The sequence below is a fragment of the Nocardioides sp. CPCC 206347 genome (assembly GCF_048654605.1).
GTDB lineage: Bacteria > Actinomycetota > Actinomycetes > Propionibacteriales > Nocardioidaceae > Nocardioides.
The window spans coordinates 467,034-481,544 of sequence record NZ_JBMCYZ010000004.1 but is presented as its reverse complement, the minus strand read 5'-3'; the positions used below and the strand labels follow the sequence as shown (position 1 = coordinate 481,544).

General features: G+C 72.0%; 12 protein-coding genes. 3 read left to right on the top strand and 9 right to left on the bottom strand.

Annotated features, from left to right (window positions below; all coding sequences use genetic code 11):
• Positions 1-6: 6 nt before the first annotated feature.
• Positions 7-408, bottom strand: coding sequence for a VOC family protein (locus ACOACQ_RS16530; protein WP_378601391.1), 402 nt, complete (start codon positions 406-408; stop codon positions 7-9).
• A 55-nt stretch (positions 409-463) separates the two neighbouring features.
• On the opposite strand from ACOACQ_RS16530, the gene ACOACQ_RS16525 reads away from it, so the two are divergent.
• Positions 464-1,216, top strand: a complete 753-nt coding sequence (locus ACOACQ_RS16525; RefSeq protein ID WP_378601394.1) for a TetR/AcrR family transcriptional regulator — start codon at positions 464-466, stop codon at positions 1,214-1,216.
• An 18-nt stretch (positions 1,217-1,234) separates the two neighbouring features.
• Here ACOACQ_RS16525 and ACOACQ_RS16520 read toward each other — a convergent pair whose 3' ends face one another.
• From ACOACQ_RS16520 to ACOACQ_RS16500, 5 genes are all read right to left on the bottom strand, one after another.
• Positions 1,235-2,566 (bottom strand): hypothetical protein, encoded by a 1,332-nt coding sequence (locus tag ACOACQ_RS16520; RefSeq protein WP_420288804.1) that lies wholly within the window; start codon positions 2,564-2,566, stop codon positions 1,235-1,237.
• Positions 2,567-2,622: 56 nt separating this feature from the next.
• A complete protein-coding gene (locus ACOACQ_RS16515; protein WP_378601400.1) occupies positions 2,623-3,681 on the bottom strand; it encodes a hypothetical protein in 1,059 nt (352 codons plus the stop codon).
• 161 nt (positions 3,682-3,842) lie between these two features.
• The gene (locus ACOACQ_RS16510) at positions 3,843-5,987 is read right to left on the bottom strand and encodes a RecQ family ATP-dependent DNA helicase (protein WP_378601403.1); all 2,145 of its coding nucleotides are present in this window, start codon (positions 5,985-5,987) and stop codon (positions 3,843-3,845) included.
• Positions 5,988-6,284: 297 nt separating this feature from the next.
• The gene (locus ACOACQ_RS16505) at positions 6,285-7,922 is read right to left on the bottom strand and encodes a LuxR C-terminal-related transcriptional regulator (protein WP_420288803.1); all 1,638 of its coding nucleotides are present in this window, start codon (positions 7,920-7,922) and stop codon (positions 6,285-6,287) included.
• Positions 7,923-8,094: 172 nt separating this feature from the next.
• Positions 8,095-9,729, bottom strand: coding sequence for a helix-turn-helix transcriptional regulator (locus ACOACQ_RS16500; RefSeq protein ID WP_420288802.1), 1,635 nt, complete (start codon positions 9,727-9,729; stop codon positions 8,095-8,097).
• A gap of 98 nt (positions 9,730-9,827) precedes the next feature.
• On the opposite strand from ACOACQ_RS16500, the gene ACOACQ_RS16495 reads away from it, so the two are divergent.
• Positions 9,828-10,400, top strand: coding sequence for a hypothetical protein (locus ACOACQ_RS16495; RefSeq protein WP_420288801.1), 573 nt, complete (start codon positions 9,828-9,830; stop codon positions 10,398-10,400).
• A gap of 19 nt (positions 10,401-10,419) precedes the next feature.
• Here ACOACQ_RS16495 and ACOACQ_RS16490 read toward each other — a convergent pair whose 3' ends face one another.
• From ACOACQ_RS16490 to ACOACQ_RS16480, 3 genes are all read right to left on the bottom strand, one after another.
• Complete coding sequence (locus tag ACOACQ_RS16490) at positions 10,420-11,019, bottom strand: lipoprotein (RefSeq protein ID WP_378601414.1); 600 nt, start codon at positions 11,017-11,019, stop codon at positions 10,420-10,422.
• Positions 11,020-11,095: 76 nt separating this feature from the next.
• Entirely contained in the window at positions 11,096-11,839 is a 744-nt protein-coding gene (locus tag ACOACQ_RS16485) for a hypothetical protein (RefSeq protein ID WP_420288800.1), read from the bottom strand.
• Positions 11,836-13,794 carry a M13 family metallopeptidase gene (locus tag ACOACQ_RS16480; RefSeq protein WP_420288799.1) on the bottom strand — a complete coding sequence of 653 codons (1,959 nt, stop codon included), beginning with the start codon at positions 13,792-13,794 and terminating at the stop codon, positions 11,836-11,838. Before ACOACQ_RS16480 ends, ACOACQ_RS16485 begins: the two co-directional genes overlap by 4 nt.
• Before the next feature lie 103 nt (positions 13,795-13,897).
• Here ACOACQ_RS16480 and ACOACQ_RS16475 point away from each other — a divergent pair, with 103 nt between their 5' ends.
• The gene (locus ACOACQ_RS16475) at positions 13,898-14,440 is read left to right on the top strand and encodes a CAP domain-containing protein (protein WP_378601423.1); all 543 of its coding nucleotides are present in this window, start codon (positions 13,898-13,900) and stop codon (positions 14,438-14,440) included.
• Positions 14,441-14,511 lie beyond the last annotated feature (71 nt).

Here is a 14,511-nt window from a genome sequence, read left to right as displayed (position 1 = left end):
CGGCGGTCACGCAGTTCCGGGCGACGGCGTGACCATCCACTGCACGAGCTGCCACACGAGGCCGTTCGGGTCGACGAACTGGCAGTACCGCTCGCCCCAGGGCTCGGTCTCGGGCGGTGTTGCGACCTGCGCCCCGGCGGCGGAGATCCGGGTGAACTGGTCGTCGAGGTCGTCGACGACGAACACCAGGAGCAGGCCCTGGCCGGCGGACCCGGCGACCTCCGGCGGCCGGAAGGTCTCCAGTCCGGTGCGCAGGAAGATCACGTTGATCGCGGCGGACGGGTGCTCGAGGGAGACGAACCCGTCGGCCGACATCGCCTCGATGAATCCGAAGTGGTCGACGGCGAAGCGGGCCGAGGCCTCGACGTCGGCGACGTTGAGGGAGATGGCGGTGGACGTGACCTGCATAGGAACTCCTCTGTGTACTCAACCTTGTACGCCGTACAACGTACAGTGTCATAGGATGATTCCCCACCTGGGAGGAAAGTTGCCGCGTTCACTGATCGACCTGCTCTGGCGGGACCACCCCGACGCCCCGACCGGGGGCAGTCGCGGTCCGCGGGCGCGGGTCTCCACCGGCGACGTCGTGGAGGCCGCGATGCGGCTGGCCGACGCCTCCGGACTGGCGTCGGTCACGATCCGGCGGCTCGCCGAGGCCCTCGACGTGTCGACCATGTCGATCTACACGCACGTCAACGGCCGCGACGACCTGCTCGTCCTGATGGCCGACGCGGCGTACGCCCGGATGGAGCGGCCCGCCTACGGGCGGCTCGGCTGGCGGAGCAGGGTCCAACGGGTGGCCGAGGCGAACCTGGCCCTGCTCCAGGCCCACCCGTGGCTGCACGACATCGACGACGACCGGACGGCGCTCGGCCCCGGGACCATCGCGAAGTACGACCACGAGCTCGCCGCCCTGGTGCCGCTCGGACTCGAGCCGGTGACCTGCGACGCCGCCCTCACCTTCGTCCTCGACTTCGTCGGCGCCTCGGCCAGGGCATTGCGGCCGGACCCGCGGGCCGGCGAGATGGCCGAGCACTGGCCGGAGTGGAGCATCCGGCTCGGCGCCTACCTGGGCGAGGACTACCCCCTGGCCCAGAGCGTCGGCGCCGCGGCGGGCGAGGCGATGGGTGCGGCCTCGAGCCCGTCACTGGCGTGGGACTTCGGACTGGCCCGGGCGCTGGACGCCCTGGCCGTGCTGGCGCCGCCCCGTCCGTGACGAGGGCGGCGCCCACGGTCACATCGCGTTCGCGACCTTCTTGCCTCGGAGGCGGGCCAGCGCGACCCCGCCGAGGAGGAGTACGGCGCCCGCAATCGCCAGCGCGCCCGACCACTGGCTCGGGTGCTCGGCGGCCAGCGCGATGCTGGCCATCGGCACCAGGACGGTCGGCATGGCGATCGCCAGGATCGAGAACCCGGCGTGGTTCGAGATGGCCGCGGCCAGCGCCCAGAGGAGGGTGAGCACGGCAGCCAGGCCGAGGACGACCCAGACGTCGGACTCCTTGAAGCCGAGCTCCTCGGGCACCACCTGGAAGCTGTCGGAGGACTCCTCGTCGCCGAACATGGCGGGCCCACCGAGCATGCCGCCGAAGACCGAACCGAGGAGGCGCGCGATCAGGAACGTGGCCATGATCCCGACGAAGCCGACCAGGCCGGCGACGCCGACGGCGACCCCACTGACCGCCCGGCTCGGGAGCGCCCAGCCGAGCAGCGTGACGACCACGACGAAGAGGGCGACGAGGACGGCGCCCGTGATCTGCTCGTTGCCGTCGATGCTGTCCGCGACGAAGTCGTCGAAGGCCAGGGCGTAGATGATCGCGAGACCCGCGATGGCGACGACCACGAACGCGGCCCGCCTCGCGGCGACGTACCCGATGGCCCCGAGCACCACGAGCACGGCACCCGTGAGGTAGCCCATCCAGTTCTCGTCGCTGTCGATGCCGACGTTGAGGACCACCGCGGTCGCGAGGATGCCGACCACGCCGGGCCAGGTGACGACCTCCTCCCGCGCCCGTCCGCCGGTACGACGGCGGGCGACGAACGCGCCCAGCAACGCCACGAGCAGCAGCACCGCGGTGGCCCCGAGGCCGCCGGCGAAGTTCGACCAGTCGAGGTCGCCGTCGCTCGTGTCGCGGCTGCGGAGGGCGGAGATGCCGACGGCCGCGCCGAGCAGGCCGGTGCCGACGGCGATCAGGGCACCGGTGGTCCCGGCCTTCGAGGCCTTGGTCGGGAACTCGGGGTGGATCGGGCCGGGCTGGACCGCCGACTCCGGACCCTCGAACGCGCCGAACGGAAGCAGGCCGTCGTCGGGCGACTCGGGAGCGGGCGGGCCGGCGTGCGCGCCGCCGTGCGCGCCGGGTGACGTCATCACGGTCTCGGGGGGCTGCGGGTCGGCCGGCTGCGGGTCGGCCGGCTGCGGGTCGGCCGGCTGCGGGTCGGCCGGACGCATCACGGTTTTGTCGGGCTGGAACTGCGGAGGGACGGGCGGCACCGGCGGCGGAGGCGGCGGCGCGTCGCCCGAGTCCGCTGCGGGATCCGGCGTGCCAGGAGTGGGAGCGTCGTCGTTCATGCTCGCCAATCTAGGCGGGGCGAGGCGTCGATCGGGGGATGCTGCGCCCCGGACGATCAGGCCAGCATCCGCCCGGTGATCGGCGGCAGGTCGGCGAGCGTGACGATGCCGGGTTCGGCGGCGACGACGTACGGCACGGCGTTGGTGACGGGGAGCGCGGTGTAGATCATGCCGAGCCCCATGAACCCGGGCTCGGTCCAGCCCTCCGGCGGCAGGCAGTGCAGGACGGTACGCATGTTGGGGACGCCGAACACCTGGATCACGTGGCCGTGGGCGAGCGGCTTGGGCGGCGCGACGTGGCTGCCCATCGTCCAGTTGAAGCCGACGCTCACGACGTTGCGGTCGCCGACCCAGCCGCGGTGGTACCCGAGGACGCCGGCGACGGTTCCCTCGGGGATCTGCATGAAGCCGAGGTCGGAGTCACCGGTCGCTGGGGTGAAGGTGACGTCGAAGGTCATCCGGTCCAGGGTCACGCCCATGGCGTCGGCCATCATCGCGGCGGACTCGGCGAACACCTCGCTCTCGCGGCGTACGTTCTCGGCGAGCCCGGGCGTCGCCGGGTCCTGCGAGAAGCCCATCGCGGTCTGCGTCTCGGCCGACTCATAGGTCGAGCAGTCCACGGACTCGGTGATCCGGACCTCGTCGACCCGCTCGCAGGATCCGCTCAGGGTCATCGCGATGACGTTGGTCATGCCCGGGTGCGCACCGCTGCCGAAGATCGTGGCGTTGCCCTCGACGCACGCCTTCTCGATCCGCGCCCGGTCCTCGGGCGACTGCTTGCCGCCGGTGATCCAGGCGGCACTGGTGCACACGTTCACCCCGCTCTCGAGGAGCGCGACCAGTTCGTCGACGTCAGGCCACAGCGGGTTGTAGCAACAGGCGTCGGGCTGCAGGGCGAGGAGGGCGGCAACGTCGTTGGTGGCGACCACACCCGTCGGCTCCGGCCACCCGCACAGCTCGGCGGCGTCCTTGCCGACCTTGTCCGCGCCGTGCGCGTAGACGCCGACCAGCTCGAAATCGGGCCTGGCCAGGATGGCGTGCGCCGACCGCCGGCCGATGTTGCCGGTCGTCCACTGGATGACCCTGAGGGGGCGGTCGAAGCGGGGCGCACTCATGGCGCGAGAGTAGAACGCGTTCTAGTTTCTGTCGAGGGGTGGGCGCGCGTGGCCCCTCGACCGTCGTACTCCCTGACCTTTGCTGGCGCTCCCTGGCCGTTGCAACGGCCAGGGAGCGCAGGAATCCCCGCTGAAGCGGGTATTCATGCAGCCCGCGACCGCTAGTTCGTCAGCCCCAGCACCAGCGGTACGACGGCAGCCGCACCGGCGTCGTACAACGCCGCCGCGCCGAGAGTGAGCGACCACCCGGTCACGCTGCGGTCGTCGACGAGCAGCACCCGGGCGTCGCGCACCGCGGCGGGGTCGTCGAGCTGCAGCGCGCAGCGCCGGGACACCGCGGCCACCCGCTGGGCCGAGTTCGTGGCGCCGCGGTCGGGGCCGACCGAGAGGTCGACGATCGCCCAGCGGCCGACGACGGGGACCTGGAGGAAGCGGGAGAGCCCGCTGGCCAGGTCCATGGTCAGCTGCGAACGCCGCTCCGACTCGCTGACGACGATCGCGTCGACCTTGGGCTGCCAGTCCTGCAGCATCGCGACCATGGCGCGAGCCAGCGAGACGGGGACCGGGCCGTCCTCGGCGTCGATCGCGAACAGGCCCCGCAGTGCGGCGCCGTGGCCCAGGTCGGTCGCCCGCGCGATCGCACGGCCGGTCTCGGCGGGCTGGCGGATCTTGCCCGAGAGGCTGACCCCGACGGCCGACAATCCCGTGGGCCACAGCTTGCGCGGCTCGAGCGGAACACCCGGACGGGCCAGCCGATCGGCAGCCTCTTCGACGGCAGCCTCGGACACGTCGGTCGACAGGGTCAGGCCGCCGCAGTTGTCGCAACGTCCGCAGCGCCAGGCGGGGTCAGCGAGCACCGCCGGGTCGTCGAGCTGGGACCGCAGGAACCGCATCCGGCACTCGTCCGAGCCGAGGTAGTCCAGCATCGCCTGCTGCTCGGCAGCCCGGGAAGCGGCGACCCGGGCGTAGCGGTCGGCGTCGTACGACCACTCCCGGCCGGTCGACTCCCAGCCACCCCGGACGCGGCGCACGGCGCCATCGACGTCGAGCACCTTGAGCATCGTCTCCAGCCGGGTACGGGACAGGTCGACCCGCGGCTCGATGGCGGCGGTGCTCAGCGCCCGCCCTTCCCCCGATGACTCGGCGAGGACCGCGAGGGTCTCGCGCACGAGCTCCTCCCGCGGGAAGGCCAGCGAGGCGAAGTACGCCCAGATGTCGCGGTCCTCGATCGCCGGCAGCAACACCACGGACGCGCCCTCGGGCGGCAGGTTCACGCCACGACCGGCACGGCCGACCTGCTGGTAGTAGGCGACCGGACTGCTCGGCGCACCGAGGTTGACCACGAAGCCCAGCGACGCGTCGAAGCCCATGCCGAGGGCGCTGGTCGCGACCAGCGCCTTCACCTCGCCGTCGAGCAGCGCCTGCTCCAGCGCCAGGCGCTCGGTCTGTTCGGTCTGTCCGGAGTACGCCGCCACGTTGTGCCCGCGCGAACGGAGATAGTCCGCCACCTCCTGGGTCGCAGCCACCGTCAGCGTATAGACGATCCCGCTGCCGGGCTGCTCGGAGAGGTGGTCGGCCAGCCACGCGAGTCGCTGCTCGGCGGTCTTGAGGCGTACGACGCCGAGCCGGAGCGACTCGCGGTCGAGACTGCCGCGCAGCACCAGGGTCTTCTCACCGAGCTGCTCGGAGACGTCGTCGGTCACGCGCTGGTTGGCGGTCGCGGTGGTGGCGAGCACCGGGATGCCGGTCGGCAGGTCCTGCAGCAGGGTGCGGATCCGGCGGTAGTCGGGGCGGAAGTCGTGGCCCCAGTCGGAGATGCAGTGCGCCTCGTCGATCACCAGCAGGCCGCACGTCGCCGCCAGCCGCGGCAGCACCTCGTCGCGGAAACCCGGGTTGTTGAGCCGCTCCGGGCTCACCAGCAGTACGTCGATCTCCCCGGCCTGGATCGCCTGGTGCACCTGGTCCCACTGCTCCACGTTGGTGGAGTTGACCGTGACCGCCCGGATCCCGGCCCGCTCCGCCGCGGCGATCTGGTTGCGCATCAGGGCCAGCAGCGGCGAGATGATCACCGTCGGACCAGCACCCCGTTCGCGCAGCAGCAGCGTCGCGACGAAGTAGACCGCCGACTTCCCCCAGCCCGTGCGCTGCACGACCAGGGCACGCCGCCGGTCCTCGACCAGGGCCGCGATCGCGGCCCACTGGTCGTCGTACAAGGTGGCGTCGGGGCGCCCCACCAGCGCGCGCAGGTGCTCCTCGGCCCGCTCCCGCGGGTCGGTCCCGGGCACGGCCGCGGTCGGTGACGTCATGAGTCGTGTCTACCAGCGGCCGCCGACCACACAATTTCCTCGACGAATCTGGACATTCCCCAGACAGCCACCCACCCGACGGCTAGTCTTCTGTTTGCAGCCGCAGGAGACCCGAGACTCTTGCGGCTGCACCTTTTTTGTTTGGCGCGAGCGGGTCTTCGCCGAAACTGAGGGCGAGCAAGCTCGCCGTCGAACGGCTCTCGCCCCGCTGCCGCGCGCGCAGTTGTCTTTCGCTCCGCTTGCCTTGGTCTGGCGGCAAGACGCTTCGCGCTTGCCTGAGGGGCCGCTCGCTTCCCGTCAGGCGCCGCGCTCGCCCGCGCCTGCGCCCCACCAGATCCGGGCGACGTCGAACCGCGAGCCGGCGCCCCAACGGAGCAGGATGTCGGCGACGTGCTTCTCCACGCTCTTGAGGGCGATGCCGAGCTCCTCGGCGACCTGCTTGTTCGTGCGACCAGCGGCGACGAGGCCTGCCACCTCGGCTTGGCGAGGGCTCAGTGCCGGGACGGGTGGTGGCGCGGCACCTTCGATCGCGCCGACGACCGCGAGCAGGCCTACCCGGGTCGCGACGCCGAACGCACACAACACCCGGGAGATGTGCACCCGCACGGTGCCGGGCGAGAGGTGCAGCGAGCCGGCGATCTCGTCGACGCCCTGGCCGGCGAGGATCGCCCGTGCCACCTCCGCCTCACGCGCTGACAGGACCGACCAGCCGCCACCAGCGATCGGGGGAAGCCGGCGACCGGAGGCGGCCAGCGCCGCAGTTGCGGAGCGCCGTACGGCGGCATGGCCGGTGCGGTCGCTCTCGACGACCAGGTTCCGCAGGGTGCGCGAGGCGGCTCCCGCGTCACTCAGGGCCAGCTGCGCACGGGCGACCAGGAGATCTCCGTCGGCCACCTCGAACTGCCGACCAGCAGCCACCGACAGCGCGACGCTGCGCTTCGCCAGCTCGATCGCTGCCTCCGGGGCGCCCGTGGCCAGGGCGTGTCGGGCCTCTCCGCGCAGCACCACGGTGTCGGCGATCGGGTGTCCCGCGAGGCGCCTGAGCCCGACGAGCCACGCGGCGGCCGCCTCGTCGTCCCCCTCCTCGAGGGCGGCGACGAGCAGTATCTCCAGGCCGAGGGCGCGGTCGATGATCGTGCACCGGCTGAGGTCCTCGTCGGCCCCGGCCCGGAAGGTCATCGCGGCCGCCGTGGCCGCGTCGCCCACCGCCATCGCCCCGTAGGCCAGCAGCATCAGGGCGCCGCGGTCGATGTAGTCGTGGGGCGTCTCGGGCACGTGCCGAGCCACCGGGAGCGAGCCCTCGACGCCCGCGTTGTCCCCGGCGAAGCCGTGGACGAGTGCCGCGACCGATCCGATGACGCTCTCGACGCGCGTGCCCGGAACCACCGAGGCCATCATCGGGCCGAGCAACCCGAGGGCCTCGTCCACGCGGCCGGAGAAGGTCGCTTCCCGGACCTGACAGATCACCATCAGCGGAGCGAACGGATGCCCCGCCCAGGCCGCGGCCGGCGCCGGGCCGCTCCGGTGGACCGCAGCGGTGTCGTCGATGCGCACACTGACCATGGCGGCCTCCGCGACGACGTAACGGACACAGGACCACCAGCGCGACCCCGGATCCGCAGCCGCGACGACCAGGTCACGGGCGAGCGACCAGGCGTCACCCGGGTCGGTGAACACGTCACCGGTGGCCGCGAGCGACAGCGCAGCGGCACACGCCGCCCGGGCCTCGGCATCGCGTGCCGCGGCCAACCCCTCCGCCGCGCGAGCGGTCGCATCGGCGAAGTCACCCCGCCAGAACCCGGCGAGGCCGGCCAGGCCGAGCGCGGCTGGGTCTCCATGGGCCTCCCAGGCCGCGACGCAGTCCTCCATCGCCACCTCGGCGGTGCCCGCAGCCAGGTGATCGAGCACGTCCGCCATCAAGGCCCCCCGGTCCATGGCGAGCAGCGTGCCAGAGGGCCTGGCCCGACGGTCCAATTACGCCAAAACCCCATCGTTACCGCTGGTCGGACCCGGGATAGTTGAGGGGGCCGGTTGCGTCTCCGGGTGCCGCAGTCGTGGGGGTTGCGGTGGTTCACCCCCCGGGACCGACCGCCCCCTTCGTCCGGGGTCAGGCGCCGCGCTGGCCGGCGCCGGAGCCCCACCAGATCCGGGCCACCTCGAACCGCGTCCCGGCGTTCCACCGCTCCAGGATGTCGCCGACGTGCTTCTCGACACCCTTGACCGAGATGCCCAGCTCGTCGGCCACCTGCTGGTTGGTCGCGCCGGCTGCCACCAGGCGCGCCACCTCTGACTGGCGCGGGGACAGCGGCGTCGGGACGGTCGCGGGTGCCACCCGGCCCTCGCCCACGGCGGCCAACAGCCCGATCCGGGTCGGTACGCCGAAGGCGCAGAGCACCCGCGAGACGTGGGTCCGCACCGTGGCGGGTGAGAGGAACAGTGCCGCGGCCATCTGGTCGACCTCGAGGCCGTCCAGCACGCACCGGGCGATCTCCCGCTCGCGCTCGGACAACGCCTTCCAGCCACCACCGGCGACGGGAGGAAGGCGACGGCGGGCCGGCTGCAGGGTCGAGGCGGCCGATCGTCGTACGGCGCGGTGGCCGCTGGCGTCCGCGGCGTTGACCAGGGCGCGCAGGTCGCGGCTCGCCCCGGCGATGTCGTTCCCGGCGATCCGGGCCCGCGCGAGGACGATCTCGCCCTCGGCTGCCTCGACTCCCCGGCCCTGCGCGCTGCAGGCCTCGATGCTCGCGGTGGCCGCGGCCACGGCCGCCTCGACGTCACCGACGACGAGCAGGTACCGGCTGCGTACGCGGTCGACGGTCGGTGCCGCCGTGGGATGGTCAGCGAGAGTCATCAGGCTCGCGAGCCAGGTCTCCGCCGCGGGCAGGTCCTCCTCGGCGAGCGCAGCGACGACGAGCATCTCGAGCCCGAGGGCCCGGTCGATGATCGTGCAGGCACCGAGGTCGCCGTCGTCGCCGGCCTGGAAGACCAGGCGCGCGGCCGTCGGTACGTCCCCGATCGCGATGGCGCCGAAGGCCAGGAGCAGCAGCACGCCCCGGTCGATGAAGTCCCGGTCCCCGTCTCCCGCGACGGGCGTCAGCTCGCGACTGCGCGACACCCCTCCGGCGTCGTCCGCGTTGCCGAGCACCAGCCCGGCCACCGCTTCCACGACGCCCTCGAGGCGCGACCCGGATTCGGCCGCGGCGCGCATCGGTTCGAGCAGGGCGGTCGCCCGGTCGATCTGCCCCGAGAACGCAGCCGTCCGTACGACGCACGCCGCCATCACCGCGGCGAACGGATGGCCGGTCCACGTGCCCGGCAAGGGACCGGAGGCGACGACCCGCTGCGCGTCGGCGAGCCGGGCACCGACGAGCGCGGACTCGGCCAGCAGGTACCGGATCGCCGTCCACCAGGCCGAGTCCGGATCCGGGGCCGCCGCGAGGAGTGCGCTCGTCGTGCTCCAGGCCGGCTCGGCGCAGGCGCACGGGTCGCCAGCTGCGGCGAGCGCCTCCGCCACCAGCGCCAGGGCCCGGGTCTCGTCGTCCGTGGCCGATTCCGCGGCGCGGCCGGCCCAGGCGGTCGCCCCGGTGAAGTCGCCCTGCCAGAACCCACAGACGGCGGCGAGGGCGGCAGCCACGGGATCACGGTCCGCGTCCCAGGCGGCTGCGCACTCGGTGGCCGCGACGGACGCGGTGCCGTGCGCGAGGTGGGTGAGCACCTCGCCCACCCGGCCGGCCCGATCCATGGACGCAACGTAGTCGATCCGGCGATTACGCCGATCCCCTACTACCGAGGGCCGCCGCGAAACGGGACAGTCGGGCGTTGACCTGTGAGGGGACGAGGATGAAGCGCGCATGGCTTGCCGGCCTGTTGGTCGTCGGTGCACTCGCATCTGGATGCGGTGACGACGGCGACAGCAACGACTCCGGGGACACCGGCGACACCAGCGCCGTGGAATCGAACGACGTCGACCCGGAGGGCGACGAGCCTGCCGGGCTGCCGAAGTTCTGTGACCTCCTCACAGCCGATCAGGTGTCCGCAGCTGTGGGGGCTGCGGTCAACCTGAGCACCGGCCCGTTCGACGCCTGCGAGTTCGACCAGGACGACCCCCGGGCGCTGAGCGGGTCGGTGGGCGCGGTCGAGGTCGACACCGGCAACGGCGGGTACGACGCCTACGTCTCCGGCGCCGGCGGTTCCCTCGAGGACTCCGCCGCGCACCCACTGGACGGCATCGGCGAGCAGGCGTTCGTCACCACCGGCACCTTCGGCGGCGGTTCCAGCCTCCAGGCGGCCGGCGGGGCGCTCGTCGGCGGCTCCGTCTACACCGTGAACCTGTCGCAGGCGACCGGCATGAGCGAGGCCGAGCTGGTCGCGATCAGCGAGAAGCTGCTGACGCTCCTCGTCGACGCCGGCTGAGCACCGAGCGCCTCGGCGATCAGCCGGAGACGCGGACGGACTCCTTGGCCAGCTCGAAGGTGGGCAGCATGCCCGCGTGCTCCTCGTCGTCGAGGCCACCGACGTGGACCACGACGACACCGTCCTTGCCGGCCACCAGGAACGCGCGACGCTTCGCTCGCTCCTCGAGGACCTCGCGGACCTCGACGTAGGAGACCTCGGTGACGGCCAGGCCGTCGTCCGACTCGGAGGTGCTGAAGGTGAGCTCGACTCCTTCGTCGAGCTCCGCGACAAAGGTGCGCAGCAGGCGTTCGGGGTCCTGCGACGCCAGCCGTTGCGGGCCGACGTAGACGCGGAGGTAGCCGACGTTCACCGGTGACTCGAGCTCGCAGGCCACCCGGAACGGGCCGGGGGTCAGGAGGGCGCCCAGGGCCGCCTCGCCCTTGTCGTCGGTGTCGACGATCCGCTCCGGCACCCAGCCCCGCTCACGGTCGAAGGTCACCGGCAGCGGGCACGTGGAATCGGCTCCGCCGATCGCGCCGGCCACCTCGACTCCGTCGTCGTCCTCGTCATCCCCACCCGAACAGCCCGACAGCGTGATGACGAGGATCGTCAACGAGGCAGTGAGGGTGCGGCGCATCGCGACTCCTGGGTGTGCAGTGTCCGGGCAGGTCGAGCCGACGCTAGCGGAGCAGGGCAGGACCGACGCGCACTCCTCAGTCGTCGCGCCAGCTCTTGTTGACCAGCTCCGACTCGATCCTGCCGTCGAGGTCCGACCACAGCGTCACGCCGCCGTGGTCGACCTCGTCGACGTGCGCCTGCAGCCAGGAGTCGCCGTCCGCCGGCCTCGTGACGCTGATCCGGCTGTCGCTGATGCGGCCGTGGCTGCGCCGTCGAGCCTCCTCGTCGACGGCCACCAGCACGTCCGCGTCCACCTGGGCCAGGTCGAAGGCGACGCGGTCACGGACCACCTCGCCCATCCACTTCTCCAGGACGTCGCCGTCCCACCGCCACAGCTCGGCGAGATCACCCGGCACGGCGGGCGGCACCGTCACCTGGGCTTCGTCGACGCCGTACGTGCGCAGCATGAGGACCTGTGTGGAACCCGTCGCGTCCGACAGGGCTGCCCGGAGGTCGGCGAGCCCCTGGTCGGTCGCGATCGGCTCGTACCGCTGCTCCGCCGGCAGCCGGTCGGGAGGGTCCTCGCCACCGGGACGGTCCACCGCAGCCCAGACCGAGACGGCCGCAAGGATGACGCCCAGCCGGATCCACTTGCTCCGCGTACGTCGCTCCTCCCCGCGACGCGCGGCCTCTTCGGCAACCGGGTCGATCTCGCCCTCGACCGGCAGCGGCAGGCCATCCCCGTCGAGATGCTCGTCCAGCACCTCGTCCGGGCCGGGCCGGAGGTAGCGAGGCCACCTCTCCGAACGTCCCACCGGGCCGTGGTCCTCGCCGGTCACCAGATCCGGACGCGCGCCTCGGGGTCCAGCCACAGCCCGTCACCCGGCGTGGTCGCGAAGACCTCGTGGAACTCATCGAGGTTGCGCACGATGTTGGCGCGGAACTCCGGCGGGCTGTGCGGGTCGATGGTGAGGTACTGCGTCTCCTGCTCGATGCGGCGCTTGGTGCGCCACACGTAGGCCCAGTTGAAGAACAGCGTCTTGCGGTCCTCCAGCGTCGCCTCGGTGCCGGCGGCCTCGGCCGCGATCAGGAAAGCGGTGTGCGCGATGGTCAGGCCACCGAGGTCGCCGATGTTCTCGCCGACCGTGAGCGCGCCGTTGACCTTCTCGTCGGGCAGGTTGCGCGGGGAGAAGGCGTCGTACTGCTCGATGAGCGCCTTCGACTTCACCTCGAACGCGGCCTTGTCGTCGGCGGTCCACCAGTCGTTGAGGTTGCCCTCGCCGTCGTACTGCGCACCCTGGTCGTCGAAGCCGTGGCCGACCTCGTGGCCGATCACGGCACCGATGCCGCCGTAGTTCTCGGCCGGCAGGGCGTCGGGGCTGAAGAACGGCTTCTGCAGGATGCCGGCCGGGAAGCAGATCTCGTTGGTGCCGGGGTTGTAGTACGCGTTGACGGTCTGCGGCAGCATGAACCACTCGTCGCGGTCGACCGGCGCACCGATCTTCGCGAGCTGGCGGTCGGTCTCGAAGCCCGCCGAGGCCTGGGCGTTGGCGACCAGGTCGTCGCCCACCACGGTCAGCGCGCTGTAGTCGCGGAACTTCGTCGGGTAGCCGATCTTCGGACGGAAGGTCGCGATCTTGTCGTACGCCTTCTGCTTGGTCTCCTCCGTCATCCAGTCGAGCTTGCCGATGGACGTGCGGTAGGCGGCGAGCAGGTTGGCGACGAGGTCGTCCATCATCGCCTTCGACGTCGGCGGGAAGTGCCGGTCGACGTACTCCTTGCCGACGGCCTCGCCCATCGCGCCCTCGACGAACGACACGGCACGCTTCCAGCGCGCGCGCAGCTCGGGCGTGCCGGACAGGGTCCGCCCGTAGAAGTCGAAGTTGGTCTGCACGAAGTCGTCGGAGAGGTACGGCGCCGCCGACCGCAGCACGCGCGAGGTGAACCAGTCGCGCCAGGTCTCGATCGGGGTCTCGTCGAGGACCTTCGAGAGGTGCTCGAGGTACGACGGCTGGCGGACCACGACCTCGGCGATCGTCGACTGCGGGCCGGTGAGCTGGCCACCGAGGTTGGTGATGTAGGCGTTCCAGTCGAACGCGGGGCACAGGGCGCGGAGCTCGTCGCCGGTCAACCGGTTGTAGGTCTTCTGGACGTCGCGCGTCTCGGAACGCTCCCAGTGGCCCAGGGCCAGCGCGGTGTCGAGGTCGAGGATCCGCTGCGCGGCACCGGCGGCGTCGGCGTGGCCGCCGAGGGTGAGCAGCCGGTCGAGGTAGGCGAGGTAGGCCTCGCGGATCTCGGCGAACTTGTCCTCGCGGTAGTAGGACTCGTCCGGCAGGCCGAGGCCGCCCTGGACCAGGTGGAACAGGTAGCGGTCCGACTGGCGGTCGTCGGTGTCGACGTAGGAACCGAACAGGCCGTAGCCGCCGATCCGCTCGAACTCGCCGAGGAAGGCCGCGACGTCCCGCACGTCGCGCAGGCCGGCGACGGCGTCGACGAGGTGCTGCACCGGCGCGAGGCCAGCCGCCTCGACCCGGTCGGTGGCCATGAAGGAGTTGTAGAGGTCGGCGATCTTGCGGGCGTCCTCGTTGGCGGGCGCGCCGGTGGCGAGCTCGGTGATGATCGCGCGCACGTCCTCCTCGGCCTGGTCGGCCAGCTGGACGAACGGTCCCCAGCTCGACCGGTCGGCGGGGATCTCCGTCTCCGCCAGCCAGGCCCCGTTGACGTGACCGAAGAGGTCGTCCTGGGGGCGGGTTCCGAGGTCCATGCCCGGACGGGCGTCATCAAGGATGCTCACGGGACTGAGCCTAGGACCTCGCCGCAACGACGGGCGGGCAGGACATCGTCCTGATTCGTCGCACCAGCCTCAGGCCGGACGGCGCGGGGCCGATGTGGGGTTCATGGCGAAGAAGATCGGACTCGTGCCCTGCATCGTGCTGGGGCTGCTGCTCAGCCTTGCTGCCGCACCTGCCGACGCCTCGCCCGGACCAACGGCCGCCGCCACTGCCCGGCTGACACCGGGCCCCCTCCACGGCGCGGTCGCCGCGGGCCTCATCCAGCGAGTGCTCGAGGACCGGGTCCTGGCCCTGACCAACCGCCAGCGTCGCGCCCACGGCTGCGGTGCACTCCGCAGTTCACTGTCGCTGCGCAAGTCGGCTCGTGGCCACACGGTGACCATGGCGACGCGCGGCGTGATGTCGCACCAGCTCCCGGGCGAGCCGAGGTTCTCGACCCGGATCACCCGCGCCGGCTACACCCGGTGGCGCCTGGTCGCCGAGAACGTCGCCCGCGGATTCAGTGGTCCGGACGCCGTCGTACGGGCCTGGATGAAGAGCCCCAGCCACCGCCGCAACATGCTCAACTGCCGGTTGCGCGACCTCGGTGTCGGCGTGGTCCTGCAGAACGGCCAGCTGTGGTGGACCCAGAACTTCGGACGGCGCTGACTCCCGCCGATCGCCGCTTGCCCGGCTGACCTGACATACCGCAGGGATGGCCGTCCGCCGGGTAACGCTAG

Excerpts from the sequence above, each read along its gene's own strand:
- ACOACQ_RS16530 (WP_378601391.1), bottom strand. The coding sequence starts at position 408 with ATGCAGGTCACGTCCACCGCCATCTCCCTCAACGTCGCCGACGTCGAG.
- ACOACQ_RS16525 (WP_378601394.1), top strand. The coding sequence starts at position 464 with ATGATTCCCCACCTGGGAGGAAAGTTGCCGCGTTCACTGATCGACCTG.
- ACOACQ_RS16520 (WP_420288804.1), bottom strand. The coding sequence starts at position 2,566 with ATGAACGACGACGCTCCCACTCCTGGCACGCCGGATCCCGCAGCGGAC.
- ACOACQ_RS16515 (WP_378601400.1), bottom strand. The coding sequence starts at position 3,681 with ATGAGTGCGCCCCGCTTCGACCGCCCCCTCAGGGTCATCCAGTGGACG.
- ACOACQ_RS16510 (WP_378601403.1), bottom strand. The coding sequence starts at position 5,987 with ATGACGTCACCGACCGCGGCCGTGCCCGGGACCGACCCGCGGGAGCGG.
- ACOACQ_RS16505 (WP_420288803.1), bottom strand. The coding sequence starts at position 7,922 with ATGGACCGGGGGGCCTTGATGGCGGACGTGCTCGATCACCTGGCTGCG.
- ACOACQ_RS16500 (WP_420288802.1), bottom strand. The coding sequence starts at position 9,729 with ATGGATCGGGCCGGCCGGGTGGGCGAGGTGCTCACCCACCTCGCGCAC.
- ACOACQ_RS16495 (WP_420288801.1), top strand. The coding sequence starts at position 9,828 with ATGAAGCGCGCATGGCTTGCCGGCCTGTTGGTCGTCGGTGCACTCGCA.
- ACOACQ_RS16490 (WP_378601414.1), bottom strand. The coding sequence starts at position 11,019 with ATGCGCCGCACCCTCACTGCCTCGTTGACGATCCTCGTCATCACGCTG.
- ACOACQ_RS16475 (WP_378601423.1), top strand. The coding sequence starts at position 13,898 with ATGGCGAAGAAGATCGGACTCGTGCCCTGCATCGTGCTGGGGCTGCTG.